A 22,371-nucleotide genomic window follows, 5' to 3' on the forward strand; every position below is an offset into this window, starting at 1 on the left:
GATTCTCGGAGACACCACCATGAAAATCCGGTCCGTGCGCGCTCGCGTATTCCAGTGGAAAGGAAAGACCGTCCCGCCGCAGGGCAACTTCTGCTCGAACGCGATGGATTTGCTGTATGCGCCGCAGGAAACGATGAGCACGTTCCGCTTCCATGCGTGGACGGTCGTCGAAGTCGAGACCGACGACGGCATCGTCGGCCTCGGCAACGTCGCGCTCGCGCCGCATGTCGCGAAGGTCATCATCGACCAGTACCTCGCGCCGCTCGTGATCGGCCAGGACCCGTGGGACTACGAATACCTGAACCAGCGGATGTATCGCGCCACCCACGCGTGGGGCCGCAAGGGCGTCGGCATGGCCGCGATCTCGGCGGTCGACATCGCGATCTGGGACATCCTCGGCAAGAGCGTCGGCAAGCCGGTGTTCAAGCTGCTTGGCGGCCGCACCAAGGAAAAGATCCCCTGCTACTACTCGAAGCTCTACCGCACCGACCTGAAGGCGATGCAGGACGAGGCGCAGCAGTATCTGAAGGAAGGCTTCCGCGCGTTCAAGATGCGCTTCGGCTACGGGCCCGCGCACGGGCAGCAGGGGGTGGTCGAGAACCTGAAGTCGGTCGCGGCGATCCGCGAGGTGATCGGCTACGACAACGACCTGATGCTCGAGTGCTACATGGGCTGGAACCTCGAATACGCGAAGCGCATCCTGCCGAAGCTCGAGAAATACCAGCCGCGCTGGCTCGAGGAGCCGGTGATCGCCGATGACATCGACGGTTACGCGGAGCTGAACCAGCTGACCCGCATTCCGATCTCCGGCGGCGAGCACGAATTCTCGCTGTACGGCTTCAAGCAGCTGCTCGACCGCAAGGCCGTGTCGGTCGTGCAGTACGACACGAACCGCGTCGGCGGGATCACGATGGCGCACAAGATCAACGCGCTGTGCGAAGCGTACAGCGTGCCGGTGATTCCGCATGCGGGCCAGATGCACAACTATCACCTGACGATGAGCACGCTCGCGTCGCCGATGAGCGAATACTTCCCGATGTTCGACGTCGAGGTCGGCAACGAGCTGTTCTATTACATCTTCGACGGCGAGCCGGTGGCCGAAAACGGCTTCGTGCAACTGCGCGACGACGTGCCGGGCCTCGGTCTCACGCTGAAGACCGAATTCCTCGACCAGTTCGACATCGTCGAGTGAGGCCGGCCATGAACGCACGCTACCAGGGCGTCTTTCCGGTCGCGCCGACGATCTTCGACGCGCACGGCGCGCTCGATCTCGACGGTCAGCGCCGCTGCCTCGACTTCATGATCGACGCCGGTTCGCAGGGCCTCTGCATCCACGCGAACTACTCCGAGCAATTCGCGCTCGGCGACGACGAACGCGACCTGATCACGCGCACCACGCTCGAGCATGTCGCGGGCCGCGTGCCGGTGATCGTCACGACGTCGCACTTCAGCGCGCGGATCTGCGCGGAACGCAACCGGCACGCGCAGGCGCTCGGCGCGGCGATGGTGATGGTGATGCCGCCGTACCACGGCGCGACGTTCCGCGTGCCCGAAGCGCAGGTTCGCGCGTTCTTCGCCGAAGCGGTCGACGGGCTCCGCATTCCGCTGATGATCCAGGACGCGCCCGCGAGCGGCGTCGCGCTGTCCGCGTCGTTGCTCGCGACGCTCGCGCGCGAGATCGATGCCGTGTCGTACTTCAAGATCGAGACGGCCGGCGCCGCGTCGAAGCTGCGCGAGCTGATCGCGCTCGGCGGCGACGCGATCGAGGGGCCATGGGACGGCGAGGAAGGCATCACGCTGCTCGCCGATCTCGATGCGGGCGCAACCGGCGCGATGACGGGCGGCGGTTATCCGGACGGGATTCGCCGGATCACCGATGCGTATTTCGCCGGGCGCCGCGATGAAGCGTGCGAGCAGTACGCGCGCTGGCTGCCGCTGATCAACTACGAGAACCGTCAGTCGGGCTTCCTGACCGCGAAGGCACTGATGCGCGAAGGCGGCGTGATCGCGTGCGACCAGCCGCGCGCGCCGTGGCCCGAGCTGCATCCGCAGGTGCGCGCGGGGCTGCTCGATACGGCGCGGCGGCTCGACCCGCTCGTGCTGCGCTGGGGACGCTAGAGATCGAAAGCACGCGCGACGCACACGCGTTGCGCATCGGCGGCCGGCACCTGCCGGCCCGCCACGGCGAGACAGCGGCCCGTCCGAAGGCCGCCGCAGCCGACTACTCGAACGATGGAGACACCATGACCCTGTTGACCCCGGCCACCCCGGCCTACGAAGCCGGCGACGCCGTTCCGCGCCGCCGCTGGCTGCGCGTGATTCCGCCGCTGCTGCTCGCCTGCATCATTTCCTACATGGACCGCGTGAACATCGCGTTCGCGATGCCCGGCGGGATGAACGCCGAGCTCGGCATGGACGCGACGATGGCCGGTCTCGCCGGCGGCATCTTCTTCTTCGGCTACCTGTTCCTGCAGATTCCCGGCGGCCGGCGCGCGGCGCTCGGCAGCGGCAAGACATTCATCGCGTGGTCGCTCGTGAGCTGGGCCGTGCTGTCGGTGCTGACCGGGCTCGTCACGCATACGTGGCAGTTGCTGACGCTGCGCTTCCTGCTCGGGGTGGCCGAGGGCGGCATGCTGCCCGTCGTGCTCACGATGGTCAGCCGCTGGTTCCCCGACCGCGAGCGCGGCCGCGCGAATGCGATGGTCATCATGTTCGTGCCGCTCGCCGGCATGATCACCGCGCCGCTGTCCGGCTTCATCCTCGCCGCGTACGACTGGCGTCACCTGTTCTTCAGCGCGGGCGCGCTGTCGCTGCTGTGCCTGGTCGCGTGGATGATGTTCGCCGACGACGGCCCGGAAACCGCGCGCTGGGTGTCGCCGCGCGAAAAAGCCTACATCCTCGACGCGCTGCGCGACGAGCAGGAACGCAAGCGCGCGGCCGGCGCGCCGGCTGCCGCGTCGTTCGGCGAGCTGCTGCGCAACCCGACGATCTGGCTGCTCATCGCCATCAACTTCTGCTATCAGGTCGGCATCTACGGCTATACGATGTGGTTGCCCACACTGCTGAAAAACCTCACGCACAGCGGGATGGGCAAGGTCGGCCTGCTCGCGATGCTGCCGTATGTCGCGATGGTGATCGGGATGTTCGTCACGTCGTATTTGTCTGACCGAACCGGCAAGCGCCGCCTGTTCGTGCTGCTGCCGCTCGTCGGTTTCGCCGCGTGCCTCGCGCTGTCGGTGCTCACGCACGCGTCGATGGCCGTGTCGTTCACGTTCCTGATCGGCTGCGGCTTCTTCCTGCAGGCGGCCGCCGGCGTGTTCTGGGCGATTCCGCCGAAGCTCTGCAGCGTCGAGACGGCCGGCAGCGCGCGCGGCCTGATCAATGCGCTCGGCAATCTCGGCGGCTTCTGCGGCCCGTATGCGGTCGGCGTGCTGACCCAGCACGTGAGCGCGGCGGCCGGCGTGCTGAGCCTCGCGGTCACGCTCGCGGTGGCCGGCCTGCTCGCGCTGACGCTGCCGAAGCGCTGCGAGGACTGATACCCGATAACAACGGAGACACACCATGAACGACATCCTGCTGCTGGTGCAGAAATGCGCCCATACCTTCAGTTTCTACGACCTCGACACGAAAACCGCGCTCAAGCACGTCGTGCTGCCGAACTACCCGCACGAGTTCACCGTCGACGTGAATCACCGCTACGCGTACGTCGGCATCTTCGGGATCGAGACCGCGTGGTCGCGCGGCCATGAAGGCGACCACCGGATCGCCGAGATCGACCTCGTCGAACGCACGCACACGCGCATGCTCGACCTGTGGCCGTACTACCGGCCGCACGGCATGGCGAGCGACCGCGACGGCCGGTTGTACGCGATGAGCGAGGCGCACGACATGCTGCTCGTGTTCGACGAGCCGACCCGGCAGCCCGTGCCGAACATGGCCGTGCCGTCCGGCGGCGTGAAGACGCACCTCGTGACGCTCACGCGCGACGCGAGCCGCGCATACGGCGTGCACCTGCTGTCGAACACGGTCACGCAGTTCCATCCGCGCGACGCGACGGTCGTGCCGCGCGCGGTGATGCCCGGCCCGCGCCCCGAAGGCAATGCGCTGTCGGCCGACGAGCGCACGCTGTTCGTCGCGAATCGCGGCGACGACACGCTGGTCGAGATCGACACGGAAACGATGACCTGCGGCCGCCGCGTGAAGACGCGCAGCGATCCGAACCGCATCTACCGGACCAGCACGCCGGACGACCGCGACCTGCTGCTGCTGACCAATTCGGGCGAACGGTCGATCTCCGTGTTCGATGCACGCCAGCTCGAGGAGATCGAACGTATCGCACTGCCCGCGAACCCGACCGCGCTGTCGTTCCATCCGTCGCGGCGCGTCGCCTACGTATCGTTCCAGGACGACTACGTGCGCGAACTCGATCTCGATACCTGGCGTTTCGTCGGCGCGCTGGCGACGCTGCGCGAACCCGATGCGTCTTTCGTGCTCGCGGGAGCACGCTGACATGCGCGACGGAGCGCTGCCCGACGAATCACCGCCCGACGGCCTGCCGGACGCGCTCGTCGATGCGCATCACCACCTGTGGCGGCTCGATGCGGGCGCGCACTATCCGTGGCTGCAGACGCAATACGATCCGGCGCGCTTCATGTTCGGCGATTACGCGACGCTGTGCCGCGATTTCGGCGTCGACGAATTCCGGCACGCGGCGCAACGCGCGCCGATCGTCGCCAGCGTACACGTCGAGGCCGAACGCGCGCGCGACGAAGCAGTGGCGGAAACGCGCTGGCTGCACGAGGTCGCGGCGGCGCACGGGCTGCCGTCGGCGGTCGTCGCGTGGGTCGACCTGCTGGCCGGCGATGCGGACGAGCGGCTCGCCGAACAGGCCGCGTGGCCGCGCGTGCGCGGCGTGCGCTTCAAGCCGCGCACCGCTTCGTCGCCGGATGCGCCCGTCGACGGGCCCGGCACGCTGCGCGATCCGCGCTGGCCGGCCGCGCTGCAACGCGTCGCCGCGCACGGTCTGTGCTGGGATCTGCGCGTGCCGTTCTGGCATCTCGGCGACGCGGCCGCGCTGCTCACCGATGCACCTGATGTCGACGTCGTGCTTGAACACGCCGGACTGCCGTGGGATCGCTCGGACGCCGGGCTCGCGCGCTGGCGCCGCGGCATGGAAGCACTCGCGGCATCACCGCGCGTGGCCGTGAAGATTTCCGAACTCGGCTTGCGCGACGCCGTGTGGAACGACGCGGACAACGCACGGATCATCCGCGACACGATCGCGATCTTCGGCTGGGAACGCTGCCTGTTCGCGAGCAACTTCCCGGTGGCCGGCCTGCGCGTGTCCTATCCCGCGCTGCTGCGCACGTTCGCCCGCGCGATGGCGGACCTCGACGACGCGGCACGCCGCGCGATCTGGCATGACAACGCGATCCGCGTTTACCGGATTGCGCTCGACACGCCGCCCCGGCCGGCTCGCGGATAACCCGCGTTTACACACCTTCCGCCCCGTTCGGCCGGGCAGCGCGCGCCGCCCGACCGACACATTTTGTGCATCGCACGACTCATCCTGAGCAAAAAGTATCGGTTCGCGTTTTCTTTTGATGTGGTGTCCGCATCGCCCCCGTCACACCATTGTTCCTGCCGTCATCGACGGCATTCGAACAAGCAGAATCAAGGAGACACGGGTGAACAAGATGCGAATCGTCGCAGCCGGCCTGCTGCTCGGCGCCTGTCTGCCGGGCGTCGCGGCCGCGCAGGTCTGCAAGGTGCCGACCCTTCGGGTGCTCGCGCAGAAGAGTCTCGGCCTGTCGGTGATGGAGAAATCGCTGGCCGACTACGAAAAGAAGAGCGGCACCAAGGTCGAGATCAGCTACTTCGGCGAAAACGACCGCCGCGCGAAATCGCGGCTCGACGCGTCGACCGGCGCCGGCTCGTACCAGATCTACTACGTCGACGAGGCGAACGTCGCCGAATTCGCGTCGGCCAACTGGATCGTGCCGCTGCTCAAGTACTACCCGAAGGAATACGACTACGACGACTTCCTGCCCGGCCGCCGCGCGGTCGCGAGCTACAACGGCGTCGCGTACTTCGCGCCGCTGATCGGCGGCGGCGACTTCCTGTTCTACCGCCGCGACCTCCTCGACGCCGCGCACATCCCGGTACCGAAGACGCTCGACCAGCTCGTCGCCGCGATCAAGAAACTCAACGCGCCGCCGAAGCTGTACGGCTGGGTCGCGCGCGGCCAGCGCGGCTCGGGGATGAACGTGTGGCGCTGGTCGCCGTTCATGCTCGGGATGGGTGGCGCATGGACCGACAAGGGCGGCGCGCCGGCATTCAACTCACCGGCCGCCGTGAAGGCCACGCAGCTCTACAGCGACCTGTTCAAGTACGCGCCGCCGGGCGCCGCGACCTACGACTGGAGCAACGCGCTCGAAGCCTTCCGCTCGGGCAAGGTCGCCTTCATGATCGAATCGACGCCGTTCGCGGACTGGATGGAGGATGCGAGCAAGTCGAGCGTGGCCGGCAAGGTCGGCTACACGCGTCCGCCCGCACCGCTGCCGTCGGCCGCGTACGGCCACGGCTTCGCGATCTCGGCAGTCGGCGCGAAGGACGACTGCACGCGGATGGCCGCCGGCCGCTTCATCGCGTGGGCGACCAGCAAGGACCAGGAACAGGCGCGGCTGCGCAACGGCGTGTTCAGCGACTACAACCGCGCCAGCACGATCGGCAGCCCGTACTTCAAGCAGCACGTCGCGCCGCAGATCCAGGCCGGGCTGAACGACACCAACCCGGTCACGCAGGTGACGATCTGGCGCACGCCGCAGTGGCCGGATATCGGCGACAACCTCGGCATCGCGCTCGAACAGGTGTTCACCGGCACGCAGACGGACGCGCGCGGCACGCTCGACGACGCGGCCCAGTACGCGAAGGATGCGCTCGAACATGGCGCTCGCAAATGACGGTGCCGGCGGACGCGCGCTCGGCGTCCGCCCGGCCCTTCCCGCCCGGCGCGGCCGCGCGCGCCGCGACCGCACGAGCCTGCCGTGGGTGTTCCTCGCGCCGACGCTCGCGCTGCTCGCGGTCCTGAGCCTCGTCCCGACGGTCGCCGCGATCAACCTCGCGCTGCGCAACCGCGTGCTGCGCTACCCCGACAGCGAATACGTCGGCCTGCGCAACTTCGTGCGGCTCGCGTCGGACCGGCGCTTCCTGAACGCGATCGAGGTGTCGGTGCTGTGGGAAATCGTCACGGTCGCCGGCGCGGTGATCGTCGGGATCGCGCTCGCCGTGTTCCTGTTCGAGCGCGTGCACGGCCGCTGGCGCCGCTTCGCGTCGCTGGTGCTGATCATGCCGGTGCTGCTGCCGCGCGTGTCGGCCGCGTTCATCTGGAAGTTCATGTACGCGCCGCTCACCGGCATCCTGAGCTGGCTGCTCGGCGCGCTCGGCGTCGAGAACACCGCGTTCCTCGCCGATCCGCATCTCGCGCTGTACGCGGTCGCACTGGTCGACGTGTGGCAATGGGGGCTGTTCTTCGCGGTCGTGATCCTGAAGCTGCTGGAGACGCTGCCGCCCGAGCCGCTCGAAGCCGCGCGGCTCGACTACGCGACGACGTGGCAGGTGCACGCGTACATCGCGCTGCCGATGCTGAAGGCGCCGCTCGTGAGCCTGGTGTTCATCAAGATGGTCGAGTCGCTGCGCTCGTTCGACCTGATCTACGTGATGACCAAGGGCGGCCCCGGCATCGCGACCGAGACGCTCGATCTGTACGCGTACCAGCAGGGCATCGGCCTCGCCGGCAAGGTGTCGTACGCGTCGAGCATGGCCGTGCTGATGATGGTCGCGACCACGCTCGTCTTCACGCTCATCTGGAAGAGGGTCAACAAATGGGACGACTGATGGCCCGCCGCGGCACTGCCGCCACCGTTTCCACCGTCGCGATCGCCGGCGCGATCCTGCTCGTCGCCGCGTTCCCGCTGTTCTGGGCCGTGCTCAATTCGCTCAAGCACCTGCTCGACATCGTCACGCCGACGCCGCGCTTCTTCTTCACGCCGACGCTCGCGAACTACGAGCAGGTGCTGTCGAGCCCGGAAGTGATGATCGGGCTCGGCAACAGCATCGCGATCGTCGGCGCGGCCGTCGTGCTCGGCGCGCTGCTCGGCGTGCCGGCCGCGTATGCGATCGCGCGCTACCCGGTGCGCGGCAAGCGCGACATCCAGTTCTTCCTGTTGTCGCTGCGCTTCCTGCCGCCGGTCGCGGTCGCGCTGCCGCTGATCGCGATCTGGGTCGATCTCGGGCTGTACGACACGAAGCTGTCGATGATCGTCACGTACCTGCTCGTCACGCTGTCGACCATCACGTGGCTGTCGATCCCCGTGTTTCGCCGGCTGCCGCGCGAGATCGAGGAAGCCGCCGCGCTCGACGGCTACGGCCCGTACGCAGTGTTCTGGCATATCGCGCTGCCGGTGTGCGCGAGCACGCTGCTCGGCGGCATCGTGTTCAGCTTCGTGCTGGTCTGGAACGAACTGATGATCGCGCTCGCGCTCACGTCGTCGCGCAGCGCGACGCTGCCGGTGGTCGCGTCCGCGTTCACGTCGCTCGGCCAGGAGGTGCCGTGGGGCGTGATCAACGCGTCGACCGTGCTGCTCGCGCTGCCGCCGCTCGTGTTCGTCGGCATGCTGAGCCGCCTGCTCAATTCGATGGTCAAGGGAAAATAAGGAGGATGTGTTGAAAGCGCTCGTACTCGAACGCACGCGCGAGCTCGCGCTGCGCGACATCGACCTGCCGCAAGAGGTCGGCCCCGGCGACGTCCGGATCAAGGTTCATACGGTCGGCGTCTGCGGCAGCGACGTGCATTACTACGTGCATGGCGGGATCGGCCCGTTCCGCGTCGACGCGCCGATGGTGCTCGGCCACGAGGCGTCCGGCACCGTCGTCGAAACCGGCGCCGGCGTCACGCACCTGCGCGTCGGCGACCGCGTCTGCATGGAGCCCGGCGTGCCGCGTCTCGATTCGCCCGCGACGCTGCGCGGCCTCTACAACCTCGACCCCGACGTGCGCTTCTGGGCAACGCCGCCCGTGCACGGCTGCCTGACGCCGTTCGTCGTGCATCCGGCCGCGTTCACGTACCGGCTGCCCGACAACGTGTCGTTCGCGGAAGGCGCGATCGTCGAGCCGCTGTCGATCGGCCTGCAGGCCGCGAAGAAGGCCGCGATGAAACCCGGCGACATCGCGGTCGTGATCGGCGCCGGCACGATCGGCGCGATGACCGCGCTCGCCGCGCTCGCGGGCGGCGCCGCACGGGTGATCCTCGCCGACGTCGTGCCGGACAAGCTCGCGCTGTTCGCCGGCAACCCGGCGGTCACGACCGTCGACGTGCGCGCGCGGCCGCTCGCCGACGCGGTGGCCGACGTCACCGGCGGCTGGGGCGCGGACGTCGTGTTCGAGGCGAGCGGCAGCGCGCAAGCGTATGCGGGCCTCGTCGACCTGATGTGTCCGGGCGGCTGCGCGGTGCTGATCGGCATGCCGGTCGACCCGGTACCGCTCGACGTGGTTGCGCTGCAGGCGAAGGAAGGCCGCATCGAATCGGTGTTCCGCTACGCGAACATCTTTCCGCGCGCGCTCGCGCTGATCGCATCCGGCGCGATCGACGTGAAGCCGTTCATCTCGCGCACGTTCCCGTTTTCCGAAGGCGTGCGCGCGTTCGAGGAAGCGGCGAGCGGCCAGCCGCGCGACGTCAAGATTCAGATCGAAATGGATTAGGGCGTGTTCACGCTAATAACGGGCTTGCGAACGTGCCTTTCCGCCCGCAGTGCAAGGAGTAAGGAGCGCCGTTTGGCCGTGCCAAACAAGCGACGCACGACGCCGCAATGTGGGCGGAAAGGCACGTTCCCCTGTTTGGAAAAATTCATGCGTGGGGCTGGCCCCCAGAAGGGCCGATCGCCGCGTCATGCTCCTCGCGAATACGTCGAGTATTCGCTTCGTCGCAATCCTCGCGCTCGGCCCTTCTGGGGGCCAGCGCAAGCCCGTTATTAGCGTGGACACGCCCTAAACCATGGCCCAGATCACCTGCAAGGCTTTGTCGAAACACTACGACGGCGGCCCCGCCGTGCTGCACCCGCTCGACCTCGAGATCGCCGACGGCGAATTCATCGTGCTGCTCGGCCCGTCCGGCTGCGGCAAGTCGACGATGCTGCGGATGATCGCGGGCCTGGAAGCGATCACCGGCGGCGAGCTCGTGATCGGCGACATGGTCGTGAACGACCTGCCGTCGCGCGAGCGCAATGTCGCGATGGTGTTCCAGAACTATGCGCTGTACCCGCACATGACGGTGTACGACAACATTGCGTTCGGCCTGCGGCGCCTGAAAGTGCCGGCCGACGAGATCGACCGCCGCGTGCGCGACGTCGCGCGCATCCTGAGCCTCGACGCGCTGCTCGACCGCCGGCCGCGCGCGATGTCGGGCGGCCAGCAGCAGCGCGCGGCGATCGCGCGCGCGATGATCAAGACACCCGCCGTGTTCCTGTTCGACGAGCCGCTGTCGAATCTCGACGCGAAGCTGCGCACGCAGTTGCGCGGTGACATCAAGCGGCTGCACCGGCGGCTGAAGACGACGACGCTGTACGTCACGCACGACCAGCTCGAGGCGATGACGCTCGCGGACCGCGTCGTGCTGATGCGCGGCGGTCACATCGAGCAGATCGGCACGCCGGCCGAGCTGTACGGCCAGCCGCACACCGTGTTCGCCGCCGGGTTCGTCGGCACGCCCGCGATGAACTTCGCTGACAGCACCGTCGAACGCATCGGCGCGAACGTGCTGCTCGACTGCAACGGCGCGCGCTGGCCGCTCGCGTCGCCGCGCTTCGCACGGCTGCAGGACGGCCAGCACGTGAAGGCCGCGATCCGCCCGAACCACCTGCGGCTCGTCGCCGAAACCGATCCGACCCCGGGATCGCTCACGCTGACCGGCACCGTCGAGCTCGTCGAGCTGCTCGGCGCCGAGGCGCTCGTCACGCTGGACTGGCGCGGCATGCCGTGCGCGGCCCTCGTGCCGGCCCCGATGGCCCCTGTGCCGGGCGCCGTGGTAGCGTTCCGCTTCGACGAAGAAGCCCTGCATCTGTTCGACGCCGGCACCGAGCGCAACGTCGCGCTGCCGGATGCGAACCCGATCGCGCACGCGGCGGCGCCGGCGGCCGCGACGCGCGCCACGCCGCCTGCCGCGACGGGCTGGTCGATGTCCCGTTCGTAGCACGCCGGCACGCCCCGACGGAGCACACGATGAACCCGGATCTCGAGATCGTTCCCACCCACCGCGACGAATCGTTCCGCGCGTGGATCCACGACTATCCGCATTCGGTCGCGAAGTGGCACTTCCATCCCGAGTACGAGATTCATCTGATCCAGGCGTCGCACGGCAAGGTGTTCGTCGGCGACCACATCGGCGATTTCGGCCCCGGCAACCTGATCGTCACCGGGCCGAACCTGCCGCACAACTGGGTCAGCGAACTCGCCGACGGCGAACGCGTGCCGTCGCGCGACGTCGTGCTGCAGTTCTCGCGCGACGCGATCGAGAAGATGGTCGGCGCGTTCAGCGAACTGCAGCCGGTGATCGACCTGATCGACGACGCGGCGCGCGGCGTGCAGTTTCCCGACCGGGTCGGCGTCGAGGTCGCGCCGCTGATGCTCGAACTCGCGAACGCGCACGGCTGCCGGCGCGTCGAGATCCTGATGTCGCTGTTCGACCGGCTGTCGTCGTGCCGCGAACGGCGCGTGCTCGCGGGCCCCGGCTACCGCAGCGATGCGCAGCACTACATGTCGTCGACCATCAACCAGGTGCTGTCGTACCTGCAGCAAAACCTGCCCGGCATGCTGCGCGAGACCGACGTCGCCGCGTTCGCCGGCATGAGCGTCAGCACCTTCACGCGCTTTTTCCGCCGTCATACCGGCTCGTCGTTCGTGCGCTACCTGAACCGGCTGCGCATCAACGAGGCATGCGAGCTGCTGATGTTTTCCGACCTGACGGTGACCGACATCTGCTACCGGGTTGGCTTCAACAACCTGTCGAACTTCAACCGTCAGTTTCTCGCGATGAAGCAGGTGCCGCCGTCGAGGTTCCGCGCGCTGCACCGGCTCAACGAACCGCACAGCCGCGACGACGCGCCGCCCCTGCGGCGCGCGCCGCCGCGCGCCCCAGACAGGATGCTTCATACGTGACATTTCTCGGCATCGATCTTGGCACGTCCGAGGTCAAGGTTCTCCTCACCGATTCCCGTTCGGTCCCCCTTGCAACCGGCTCGGCCACGCTGTCGATCAGCCGGCCGCATCCGCACTGGTCCGAACAAAGCCCGCAGGCGTGGTGGCACGCGATGCTCGACGCAATCGCGTCGGTGCGCGCCGCGCATCCGGCCGGCTTCGCCGCGCTGCGCGGCATCGCATTGTCCGGGCAGATGCACGGCGCGACGCTGATCGATCGCGCGGACCAGGTGCTGCGCCCCGCGATCCTGTGGAACGACACGCGTGCCGGCACCGAATGCGTCGAGCTCGAAGCGCTGGTGCCGGAATCGCGCGCGATCACCGGCAACATGGCGATGCCGGGCTTTACCGCGCCGAAGCTGCTGTGGCTCGCGAAATACGAGCCCGCCGTGTTCCGCGCGGTGCACAAGGTGCTGCTGCCGAAGGACTACCTGATCTGGCGCCTGTCCGGCGAGTTCGTGTCCGACCTGTCCGACGCGTCGGGCACGCTGTGGCTCGACTGCGCGCGCCGCGACTGGTCCGACCGGATGCTCGCCGCGACCGAGCTGTCGCGCGCGCAGATGCCGCGCCTCGTCGAAGGCAACGCGGCCGCCGCGCAGCTGCGCGACACGCTGCGGCGCGAATGGGGCATCGCGGGGCCCGTGACGATCGCCGGCGGTGCCGGCGACAACGCGGCGTCCGCGATCGGCATGGGCGTCACGGGCGCCGGCAGCGGCTTCCTGTCGCTCGGCACGTCCGGCGTGCTGTTCGCCGGCAACGACCGCTTCGCGCCGAACCCGGACGCTGCCGTGCATGCGTTCTGCCACTGCGTCGAAGGGCGCTGGCACCAGATGAGCGTGATCCTGTCCGCCGCCGCGAGCCTCGACTGGCTTGCACGCGCGCACGGCACGACCGCCGGCGTGCTGGCCGCGCGCGCCGAGCGTGCCGATCCGGCCCGCGCGCCGCTGTTCCTGCCGTATCTCGGCGGCGAGCGCACGCCGCACAACGACGCACATGCGCGCGGCGTGTTCTTCGGGCTGTCCAACGAGCACGATGCGTACGACCTCGCGTACGCGGTGATGGAGGGCGTCGCGTTCGCGATGGCCGACGGCTACGACGCGCTGCGCGCGGCCGGCACGACGCTCGACGCGGTGTCGTTCATCGGCGGCGGCTCGAAAAGCGCGTTCTGGGCACGGCTGTGCGCGAACGCGACCGGGCTCGCGATGCGGCGCCATGCGGACGGTGCAGTCGGCGCCGCACTTGGCGCCGCGCGTCTCGCGCGCCTCGCTGCAACCAATGACACGCTCGCGGAAGTCTGCGTCGCGCCGCCCGTCACCGAAACCGTCACGCCCGATTCCGCCGCGGTCGATCTGCTGGCCGGGCGGCTCGTGCGGTATCGGCGGCTGTACCGTGCGTTGCGAGACGAGTTCGCTTACGGCGACTGAGCCGTAGCACATGCGCGCGTGATCGTGCTTGACCCGGCCCTTGGGATCGCCTTTATGCTGAGCGCAACCCATCGACAGCAGAGAGAGGTGACGGATGCGCACATCCACGCCCCGTTTGAACGCATCGGCGGCCGCCGCGCGGCTCGGCGTATCGATCAAGGCGCTGCGGCTGTATGAACAGCATGGCCTCGTCACGCCGGAACGAACGCCGGCCGGATACCGCGCGTATGGCCCGGACGCCCTCGCACGCGCGGCCGACATCGCGGCGCTGCGTGCGCTCGGCCTGAGCCTCGCGCAGGTGGCGAGCGTGCTGGACGGCGACGCGCGCAGCCTCGACGACGCGCTGGCGGCGCACGAAGCCACGCTCGACCACGGCATCCGGGATCTCGTGCGCAAGGTCGACCGGGTGCGCGCGATCCGCGCGGGCCTGGCGCGCGGCCGGATGCCGGCCGACGGCGAACTGACGCGGCTGCTCGACGATACCGGCACCTGCGTTGCGTTCAGCCTGCCGTGGCCGTGGGGCGGCGAGTGGTTCGAGTGTCGCGATATCCGGCCGTTGAACTACATCATCGGCTCGCTGGGAAGCGGCAAGACGCGGCTGGCGCTTCGGCTGGCCGACGCGCTGCCCGGCGCCGTGTTCGTGGACCTCGATCGGCTGGACAACGATGGCGCTGCCGCATGCGATGCGTTGCGCACCGATCCGGGACTGAAGTCGCGCGTCGACCTCGCATCGGCCGCGCTGGTCGGCAACGGCGCGACGCCGTCGGCGGCGTTGAACGCGCTGCTCGTCCGTCTTGAAGCGGAAGGCCCGCGCGCGCTGGTTGTCGACATGATCGAACAGGATCTCGACCGGCCCACGCAACAGGCGTTGATCGCCCACCTGCGCGAACGCGCAACCGGCGGCATGCGGCCGCTGTTCCTGCTGACACGCTCGTCGGCCATCCTCGATCTGTCGGCGGTCGGCCCCGACGAAACCATCATCCTGTGCCCGGCCAATCACAGCCCGCCGTCGCGCGTGGCGCCTTACCCGGGCGCGCCCGGTTACGAAGCCGTCGCCACGTGCCTGGCATCGCCGGAGATCCGCGAGCGGCTCGCCCGCCGGCCGGCGGCAGCGTAATCCGGCGTCAGGATTCCGGCCGCCCCATCCTGCGCGCCATCGCCGGGCTCACCGCATGCGCCGGATCGAAGCCGAAGAATTCCAGCACGTGCCGCGCGACGTCGTCGCGATCGTTGTCCGCGCAGATCATGTGGTAGCTGTTCTCCAGCACGATCCCGTGCGCGTCGGGCATCTTCTCCAGCAGGAAATCGGCCGAGCGCAGGCTCGTCAGTTCGTCCTCGCGCGCATGCAGCACGAGCGTGCGGCAATGCGTGCCGGCCGCGGCGTCCAGTGCCCAGTCGCGCATCCGGTCCACCTGCCGCACGCAGGCGAGCGGCACCCACGCATAGTGGAAACGGTCCTGCCGCTCGAACTTCTTCTTCACGATCGCGCGGATCGTCGCGTTCTTGATGCCAAACGGATCGCCCTCCTCGACGCGCATCCGTTCGGCGACACCCGGCACGCGGTACAGCAGGTGCCGCAGCGACCGGTACCACGGCGTCGACCAGCCGTCGATGAACACCGGCGTGGCCAGCAACGCGAGCCGGCCGCGCGCATGCTGCACGCGGTGGCACAGCAGCAGCGCGACCAGCGCGCCCATGCACATGCCCGCCACATGCAGCGTGTCGTACTCGCGTTCCAGCGCGCGATACTGTTCGGTCACCGCGTCGAGCCACGCCTCCGCGCGCACGCCGACCAGATCCTCGGGGCGCGTGCCGTGCCCCGGCAGCGTGATCATGTGCGTCTCGCCGCCCGCGCGCCGCATCGCCTTGTGCAGCGAACCGAGATCGTATTGCGTGCCGCCGAGCCCGTGGATCAGCATGACGCCCGTGCGACCCGTCATGATGCGGACCCGCTCATTCGTCCGCCGGCCACACGCGCTCGATCTGCCAGACGCCCGCGACCACCGTCACGTCGACGTTCGAATCGAGCAGCGGCGCGCCATGGTCGGTGATCGTCTGCGTGCCGCCGTCGCGCTGCACAATGCGCAGCGACATCGACGCGCGATCCTCGCCGGCGATTTCCGCATTCCAGTAGTCGTTCAGCGCATCGCGGTCGCCCGGCTGCACGCGTTCGAGCACGAGCGGCACGCTCGCGATCTGCGCGGCATCGACGCCGACGCCGAACACGCGCTCGACGTCGCCGCTCCACTCGATCCGGCCCGACTCCGGATCGAGCACGTACGCGATCTGGCCGGCGCTCGCCAGCGCGAGCTCCATGTTGTTCTGCAGCACCGCCGCATGCTCGTGCACGCGCTCACGCGTCGTTTTCAGCGTGCTCACCGTCAGCACCAGCAGCGACGCGACCGCCAGATAAAGCTGCGCCTCGAGCAGCGCGCTGCCGTAGTGTTCGTGAAACGACGCGAACGGGCCATCGCCCTGCGCGGTCTGCTCGATCACGATCAACGCGAGCACCAGCACCGACGACGAGCCCGCGCGGCCGCCGAGCAGCAGCGTCACCGCGACGGTCAGGAACAGCGGGATGTAGGTCAGCGCGAAGCCGGCGCCCGTGCCGAATTTCTGCGACGTGTCGCCGTCGAAGATCACGAGCGCGGCGATCGCGAGCAGCACGAACGCGACGACGCCGAGCATCAGGTCGAAGCGCTCGTGATCGCCCGAACGGTGCGCGCGAAAGCGCGACCACGACGCGAGCACCGGCGTGACCAGCAGCACGCCGACGAAATCGGATGCGGCCCACACGGACCACACGTCGAAGAACGGCGCGCCCTTGACCACCGTGTACCACGCCGCGCCGCCGATCGCGCCGACCACGCCCGCGATCAGCCCGGCGAGGATCACCGAGCGCAGGAAATACAGCCCTTCGAGCGAGAAGCGCACGCGCTGCACGAGCCATACCGCGAGCGCGGCCGCGCCGACCTCGTCGACCGTGAACAGCACCGCGTTGACCAGGCTGCCGTGTTCGATGCCGGTCAGCGCGAGCTGCGCGACCAGGAATGCACCGGCCAGCGTCAGCCATTCGCGCGGCGGCCGCAGCATGAACGCGCCGACCGTCACGCCGGCCGGCAGCCAGATATAACCCGTCAGCCGGACGGGGCCGTTGAATTGGTGCGAGATGTAGCCGGTCGCCAGATACAGCGCGGCCCAGAGCAGCGCGGCGACGAGTCCCGGGCGGGAACGTTTGGTGTCCATCGAGAATTCCTGTGTGCCGCGCCTGCGGCCTGCGGGTGCGCGATGTCGAATGATATGCGGACGCGGCGGGCGGGGGAATACCGACGGGAGCGGTGCCGGCCGCGCTCGCGGCCGTTTGCGACAGGCTTCGGGTCTCCGTCCGTCTCAGTCGACGCGCCGCCACACCGAAATCGGTATGTCGCCGTTGGGCCGCGGCGGAACGCGATAGCTCAGTTCGCCGTCTTTCAATTGATAGCTGCGCGTTTGCGTTTGCCCGACCCAATTCGGATAGGACGCGTTGATGATATGAAACGCCAGCGTGTGCTCCGCGGGATCGATGGTCAGCGTGCCGTAATGCGTGCTGGATCCGAGCACGGCTGCACGGAATTCATCCGGCGTGCCGGTCGCCTTGTCGTTCGACGCGAACTTCAGGCGTTCGGACTTGAAGATCTGCAGCGAGTAGTTCCCGTGCATGTCGATCAGCAGGAGGCCTTTCGGATCGGCACCGTAGTCGCGGCCGATCGTGCCGTCGGGGTGCTGAACGTCCGCCGCGACCAGGGTCCATGTCCCCGCGAGCGACGGTGCGGCCGATGCGCCGCCGGGAACCATCGATGCGGCCAGCAGCATGCCGGGGAAGCCTTGACGGAATATCGAGCCGATTTTCATTCGTAGTCCTTGTCAGAAAGAAGGGAAGAACCGTCACGGGAATCCGCAGTCGCATACGCGGGCATCCCCGTGAACCGCAATGAGCGGTTCGCTTGATGGTAGCGGGGAGAATGTGCAATAAATACGATAATTTGAAACCGACTTATAAGAAAAACCGAATCATGACGCTCCCGAATCTCGACATGGATGCGCTGCGCACGCTGATCGCCGCGGATCGGCTCGGCAGCCTCAACCGCGCCGCCGACAGGATCGGCCGCTCGCAGTCGGCGGTCAGCCAGCAGATGCGCAAGCTCGAAACACAGATCGGCCAGCCGCTGTTTCGCCGGCAGGGGCGCGGTCTCGTGCCGACCGACGCCGGCGAACTGATGCTGTCCTATGCGCGCCGTATCCTCGAACTGAACGACGAGGCGGTGAGTGCCATCCGTGGCTCGGCAATCGAGGGCGCCGTGCGATTCGGCTTGCCGGGCGACTTCGCCGAATCATGGCTGCCGGTCGCGCTCGGCCAGTTCAAGCGCTCGCATCCGGGCGTGCGCGTCGACATCGTCGTCGACGGCAACGGCGCGCTGCTGGAGCAACTCGACGGCGGCGAGCTCGACCTCGTTCTCGCGATCGGTCGGGGACATCGCGCCGACGCCGAACGCCTCGTCACGCTGCCGATGGCGTGGATCGCGCCGTCCGGTTTCGACATGCGTAAACGCGCCGGCGCCCCGCTCGATCTCGCGTTGTACAAGGCACCCTGCCTGTTCCGCAAGGCCGGGACTGATGCGCTCGACAAGGCCGGCATCCCGTGGCGGGTCGCTTACACGACCGGCAGCCTGCAAAGCCTGTGGGCCGGCGTCGCGGGCGGGCTGGGGATTACGCCGAGAATGATGGTCGGCGTGCCGCCGACGCTGCGACGGCTTGGCGAGCGCGATGGTCTCCCGCCGTTACCGTCCGTCGAGGTATGCCTCCATGGGGCCAGCGGCAATGCGCCATCCGCACTCGCCAGCCTGAAACGTGTCGTGATCGACAACCTGACTGCCAATCTTGACGACGCATAATCGACATCCGGCCCGCACATCGCGCAGGACGATCAGGCATGCGCCGCAGATTCAGTGGGCCGGCCTTTGACCGCTTTCCCGCAATCGGGAATCATGCGCGGCGGGGTACGCCCTTCCCGCCCCCCGTCCCGAATGAACGAGTCCGCACCATGACACACGCGATCAGCCTGCGTACCGCATCTGCCACCGACCTGCCGTTCCTGCTGACGCTCCGTCAACTGACGATGACCGAGCACCTGCAGCGGGTCGGCGCGCCGACCGACGATGAAGCGCACGACCGGCGCATCCGCGCGCACTTCGAAGACGCGATGATCGTCTGCGAAGGTACCGATGCAATCGGATTGCTGAAGGTGACGCGCGCCGCCAGCGAATGGCACGTCCATCAGATCCAGATCCTCCCTGCGTGGCAGGGCCGGGGCATCGGCGAGGCCGTGCTGCGCGCATTGCTGAGCGACGCGGCTCGCGAGAGCGCGTGCGTGTCGCTCAGCGTGCTGCACGGCAACCCGGCGCGGCGGCTCTATGAACGGCTCGGCTTCCGGGTCGCGTCGGAAACGGAAACGAGCGCGAGCATGATCTGGCGCGCGTGACGCGCGCCGTTGCGACGCCGTCGCATGACGATTACTGCGTGATCTTCGCGTCCTTCAGCAAATTGCCGATCATCTGCGCACTCGCCTTTTCGACCGCGATCGCCTGCAACTGCTGCTGAAGCCCCGGCTTGGCGGTCTCGAAGCCCGGCACCTGCGTCGGCCGCTTCGCATCCAGCTTCACGATGGCCCGCACGCCGTCGACCGGAATCGAATCCTTCGTCGCCGCACCGACCGTCAGTTTCTCGAGCGCCTGCGCGATCGGCAACGGCAGTCCGGCCGTCTTGCCTTCCGCCGCCGGCGTGTTGAAACTCACCCACGGCAGCTCGCCGCCGGTATCGCGGCTCGGCGCCATGCTGTACTGGCGCGCCAGCCCGTCGAACGACTTGCCCGACTTCAGCTCGCTCAGCACGGTCGCGGCCGTCGCCGGATCCTTGACGACGATCAGGCGCGGCTTGTACTCGTTCTTGCCGAGCGCCGCGACCAGTTCGTCGTAACGCGCCTTGACCTGCGCGTCGGTCACCGGCTCGGGTTTCAGGTTGTCGCGCACGTACAGTTGCACCTCGGCACTCGCCTTCGCCTGCTGCATCGCCGCCTTGACCTCGGGTTTGTCTGCGTAATTCGCCTTCTCGGCGGCCTGCTGAATCAGCACGCGCGTGATCAGTTGCTGCTTGATCGCGTCGCGGATCTGCGGCGAGTCGGGCTGCCCGGACGCGCGCAGCATCGCATCGACGTCGGCCTGCGTGATCGGCGCGCCGTTGACCGTCGCGACGGTTGCCGCCGTCTGTGCGTGAGCAGCACCGCTCAGCGCGCCGGCCAGTGCGGCAATCAGCAACAGGCGGCTCGGTGTCGTTTTCGTCTTCATCGTAGTGTCGCTTCGGGCTCAAAAAACGCGGCATGAACTGCCGCGCAGGTTCGCCGGCGCTGTAACGCGCCGGCGCAACCGTTCAATCATTCCGGTTCATCATCACCGGCACCGGCAGCGTCTACCGGTGCCGCTGTCATTGTGCACGGAACCGCGTTTGTGCGTCGGGAGGTTGGGGAAGGCCGCCCAAGGCGGCGAGGCGCGCACCGCTCGTCACGCGCCCGGGCACGCTTGCGACGCGTGGACATCCCGCGACGTGCTTCGAGTATCGCGATGGCGACGCGGGCGCGGCCGCCTGTCGAAGCGGCCGCGTCGTCATCAGGGCGTCCAGCGATACACGGTGATGCTGTTGCCCTTCACGTTGTTCTTCATCACCACATACTCGCCGGTCGACCGGCGGTACGCGCGGATGCTGTACATCGCGTCGATCGCGCTGCTGGTGTCCACGGTCGCGGGGCTCGTGTTGACCAGCGTCGTGTCGAGAGTGCCGGTGGTGAGGTTGAACGCGTCGACGTTCGGCCACAGCGGCCCGTTGCTGCTGAACCAGTAACCGACGAACAGATGGTTGCCGACCGCGTCGATCGATTTCGCGCCGCTGTGCGGCAGTGTGATCACCGGGTCCGGCTTCGTCGTGTTGCCCGCGCTCCAGCCGTGATACACCTCGATGCGCGTGCCGATCGACGTCCAGTCGTTGCTCCCGAGCGCGCCCTGCGCAAGCACCATCGTGTCGCTGTCCGCGAGGTAGACGATGCGCGTCAGCGGCTGGATGCTGGCGGGCACGCGGGTCGCAACGCCCGGCCCCCACGACGGCTTGCCGCTCGCGTCGAAGCCGGTCAGCGGGTAGTGCGTAATCGCGCCGGTCTTGTCGAGGCCGGCCCACACGCCGCCCTTGCTGTCGATGCTGAAGCCGCTCGTCACGCGCTGCGTCGTGTTGAACGCGGGGCCCGGGATCGATCCGTCCGGAATCGCGATGTAGCCGTTCGCCGCGTTGAAATGGAAGAAGTAGAAGACCGGCGGGTTCTGGCCGGCCGCGACGAGGATCCGGTTCGCGCCGACGGACGTGAGCAGCCCGAAGTGCTCGTCGCGCTGCGGGTCGCTCATGTTGATGCGCGGATCCGACGGGTACGTGAACGGGTCGACGGTGTTCGCGACGAAGGTACCGCCCGCGCTGCCGCCGTACACGTGCGTGCCGCCATAGAACAGCGCGCCGTCCGTGACCGGGTCCGGCGCGGCGATGCCTTCGAAGTTCAGCGACTGCAGCGTCCAGCGCAGGCTCCCGGTGCTGCTGTACGCATGAATGTCGGTGGCGCCGTTGCGGCCGAGATCCCAGCTGCCGCCCCACGGGTTGTTGAGCACATAGAGGTTGCCGCCGGTGTCCTTGCCGATGCCGGCGATGCGCGTGAAGCGCTGCGCGCCGACCTGCCCCTTGATGCCCGTCGTCGTGTCGAGATAACCGCCGCGCACGCCGAACGTGCCGGTCAGCGCCGGCCGGCCCGACACCGTATAGCGCTTGATGTTCTGGTCGGGGCCTTCATCGCCCGCCAGGAGCTGTCCGGCCGCCGCATCGAAATAGAGCGCCGACGGCTGCGACCCGGCCGGCATCCGGATCGTGTTCAGCAGCGCGCCGGCCGGGCTGAAGCCGACGATCGAGCCCGCGCGCTTCTGCGCGACCCACACGTTGCCCGCGCCATCCACCGCGAGCGCGCCCGGGCCCGACACGCTGAGGTCCCGCTGCCACACGCCGTCGGTGGTGAACACGCGCACGCGATTGCCGTAGAAGTCGCTCGCATAGAGCAGCGAGCCGGCCGTGGCGAGCCCGGTGACGACGTCGATGCGCGGCTGGTTGGTCGCCGCGCTGACCTGGATGAGCCGGTCGCGATACCGGGTGGCACGGTTGTACCGCCCGACCGCGCCGCTGCCGTAGGTCTTGCCGGGTTGCAGCGCGACGAACAGCGACGTCGCGTTGCCCGTGATCGCGCTGCCCTGGAATTCGGAATGCGTGCCGATCGAGCCGACGCTCTTGCCGTTCTGGTAGATCGCGACACCGCCTTCATCTTCGTCCCACATCGACGCCGTGTAGATCACGCCTTCGGGCGCGACCCACATCGAACGCGCGACGTTGCCGACGTGGGCCGCGAGCGTGCCGTACGTGTTCGCGAGCCAGTCGGTGGTGTTGCCGGCTTGAGCGGCCGGTGCCATCGCGGCGATCGCCGCGGCAAGCAGCACAGCGTGTAGACGTTTTCCAGCGACCATGACGGATGCGCTCCTGAACGGTGCGAACATTCACATGAGGGGGCAGCCGGCCAGATGGTTTGAAA

At 68.2% G+C, this 22,371-nt stretch carries 20 protein-coding genes; 15 read left to right on the forward strand and 5 right to left on the reverse strand.

Annotation, left to right across the window (positions count from 1 at the left end):
• Positions 1–19: 19 nt before the first annotated feature.
• The 13 genes from ACTRWB_RS04810 (at position 20) to ACTRWB_RS04870 (ending at position 14,790) form a co-directional block, all read left to right on the forward strand.
• A complete protein-coding gene (locus tag ACTRWB_RS04810) occupies positions 20–1,192 on the forward strand; it encodes an L-rhamnonate dehydratase (RefSeq protein WP_193101869.1) in 1,173 nt (390 codons plus the stop codon).
• Positions 1,193–1,200: 8 nt separating this feature from the next.
• Positions 1,201–2,118, forward strand: coding sequence for a dihydrodipicolinate synthase family protein (locus tag ACTRWB_RS04815; protein WP_446901125.1), 918 nt, complete (start codon positions 1,201–1,203; stop codon positions 2,116–2,118).
• Positions 2,119–2,243: 125 nt separating this feature from the next.
• Positions 2,244–3,536: an MFS transporter gene (locus tag ACTRWB_RS04820; protein ID WP_446901126.1), complete on the forward strand. Its 1,293-nt coding sequence runs from the start codon at positions 2,244–2,246 to the stop codon at positions 3,534–3,536.
• A gap of 25 nt (positions 3,537–3,561) precedes the next feature.
• Positions 3,562–4,509 carry a YncE family protein gene (locus ACTRWB_RS04825; RefSeq protein ID WP_446901127.1) on the forward strand — a complete coding sequence of 316 codons (948 nt, stop codon included), beginning with the start codon at positions 3,562–3,564 and terminating at the stop codon, positions 4,507–4,509.
• A 1-nt stretch (position 4,510) separates the two neighbouring features.
• Positions 4,511–5,485: an amidohydrolase family protein gene (locus ACTRWB_RS04830; RefSeq protein ID WP_446901128.1), complete on the forward strand. Its 975-nt coding sequence runs from the start codon at positions 4,511–4,513 to the stop codon at positions 5,483–5,485.
• A gap of 211 nt (positions 5,486–5,696) precedes the next feature.
• Entirely contained in the window at positions 5,697–6,962 is a 1,266-nt protein-coding gene (locus ACTRWB_RS04835; RefSeq protein WP_446901414.1) for an ABC transporter substrate-binding protein, read from the forward strand.
• Positions 6,946–7,896 carry a carbohydrate ABC transporter permease gene (locus ACTRWB_RS04840; protein ID WP_446901129.1) on the forward strand — a complete coding sequence of 317 codons (951 nt, stop codon included), beginning with the start codon at positions 6,946–6,948 and terminating at the stop codon, positions 7,894–7,896. The genes ACTRWB_RS04835 and ACTRWB_RS04840 overlap by 17 nt, the downstream gene beginning before the upstream one ends.
• Positions 7,884–8,714, forward strand: coding sequence for a carbohydrate ABC transporter permease (locus tag ACTRWB_RS04845; protein WP_343491078.1), 831 nt, complete (start codon positions 7,884–7,886; stop codon positions 8,712–8,714). The genes ACTRWB_RS04840 and ACTRWB_RS04845 overlap by 13 nt, the downstream gene beginning before the upstream one ends.
• A 10-nt stretch (positions 8,715–8,724) precedes the next feature.
• Positions 8,725–9,759 carry an NAD(P)-dependent alcohol dehydrogenase gene (locus ACTRWB_RS04850; RefSeq protein ID WP_412025554.1) on the forward strand — a complete coding sequence of 345 codons (1,035 nt, stop codon included), beginning with the start codon at positions 8,725–8,727 and terminating at the stop codon, positions 9,757–9,759.
• Between the two features lie 292 nt (positions 9,760–10,051).
• The gene (locus tag ACTRWB_RS04855; RefSeq protein WP_446901130.1) at positions 10,052–11,245 is read left to right on the forward strand and encodes an ABC transporter ATP-binding protein; all 1,194 of its coding nucleotides are present in this window, start codon (positions 10,052–10,054) and stop codon (positions 11,243–11,245) included.
• Positions 11,246–11,274: 29 nt separating this feature from the next.
• Positions 11,275–12,210 carry an AraC family transcriptional regulator gene (locus ACTRWB_RS04860; protein WP_446901131.1) on the forward strand — a complete coding sequence of 312 codons (936 nt, stop codon included), beginning with the start codon at positions 11,275–11,277 and terminating at the stop codon, positions 12,208–12,210.
• On the forward strand, positions 12,207–13,673 hold the full coding sequence (gene xylB, locus ACTRWB_RS04865; protein WP_446901132.1) for a xylulokinase: 1,467 nt from the start codon (positions 12,207–12,209) through the stop codon (positions 13,671–13,673). The genes ACTRWB_RS04860 and xylB overlap by 4 nt, the downstream gene beginning before the upstream one ends.
• Before the next feature lie 94 nt (positions 13,674–13,767).
• A complete protein-coding gene (locus ACTRWB_RS04870; protein WP_446901133.1) occupies positions 13,768–14,790 on the forward strand; it encodes a MerR family transcriptional regulator in 1,023 nt (340 codons plus the stop codon).
• A 7-nt stretch (positions 14,791–14,797) separates the two neighbouring features.
• Here the strand turns inward: ACTRWB_RS04870 and ACTRWB_RS04875 are convergent, their stop codons facing one another.
• The 3 genes from ACTRWB_RS04875 to ACTRWB_RS04885 form a co-directional block, all read right to left on the reverse strand.
• Positions 14,798–15,613: an alpha/beta hydrolase gene (locus ACTRWB_RS04875; RefSeq protein ID WP_129516203.1), complete on the reverse strand. Its 816-nt coding sequence runs from the start codon at positions 15,611–15,613 to the stop codon at positions 14,798–14,800.
• A 13-nt stretch (positions 15,614–15,626) separates the two neighbouring features.
• Positions 15,627–16,919, reverse strand: coding sequence for an MASE1 domain-containing protein (locus ACTRWB_RS04880; RefSeq protein ID WP_446901134.1), 1,293 nt, complete (start codon positions 16,917–16,919; stop codon positions 15,627–15,629).
• A gap of 144 nt (positions 16,920–17,063) precedes the next feature.
• Positions 17,064–17,564 carry a lipocalin-like domain-containing protein gene (locus ACTRWB_RS04885; RefSeq protein ID WP_446901135.1) on the reverse strand — a complete coding sequence of 167 codons (501 nt, stop codon included), beginning with the start codon at positions 17,562–17,564 and terminating at the stop codon, positions 17,064–17,066.
• Positions 17,565–17,725: 161 nt separating this feature from the next.
• Here ACTRWB_RS04885 and ACTRWB_RS04890 point away from each other — a divergent pair, with 161 nt between their 5' ends.
• Both ACTRWB_RS04890 and ACTRWB_RS04895 read left to right on the forward strand, forming a co-directional pair.
• Entirely contained in the window at positions 17,726–18,604 is an 879-nt protein-coding gene (locus tag ACTRWB_RS04890; RefSeq protein ID WP_446901415.1) for a LysR substrate-binding domain-containing protein, read from the forward strand.
• A 149-nt stretch (positions 18,605–18,753) separates the two neighbouring features.
• Entirely contained in the window at positions 18,754–19,191 is a 438-nt protein-coding gene (locus tag ACTRWB_RS04895) for a GNAT family N-acetyltransferase (protein ID WP_446901136.1), read from the forward strand.
• Positions 19,192–19,222: 31 nt separating this feature from the next.
• Here the strand turns inward: ACTRWB_RS04895 and ACTRWB_RS04900 are convergent, their stop codons facing one another.
• Together ACTRWB_RS04900 and ACTRWB_RS04905 are read right to left on the reverse strand one after the other, a co-directional pair.
• Positions 19,223–20,053: a peptidyl-prolyl cis-trans isomerase gene (locus ACTRWB_RS04900; RefSeq protein ID WP_446901137.1), complete on the reverse strand. Its 831-nt coding sequence runs from the start codon at positions 20,051–20,053 to the stop codon at positions 19,223–19,225.
• Positions 20,054–20,371: 318 nt separating this feature from the next.
• Positions 20,372–22,306 carry an SMP-30/gluconolactonase/LRE family protein gene (locus ACTRWB_RS04905; RefSeq protein WP_446901138.1) on the reverse strand — a complete coding sequence of 645 codons (1,935 nt, stop codon included), beginning with the start codon at positions 22,304–22,306 and terminating at the stop codon, positions 20,372–20,374.
• Positions 22,307–22,371 lie beyond the last annotated feature (65 nt).

It is taken from the genome of Burkholderia sp. YIM B11467 (genome assembly GCF_052952715.1).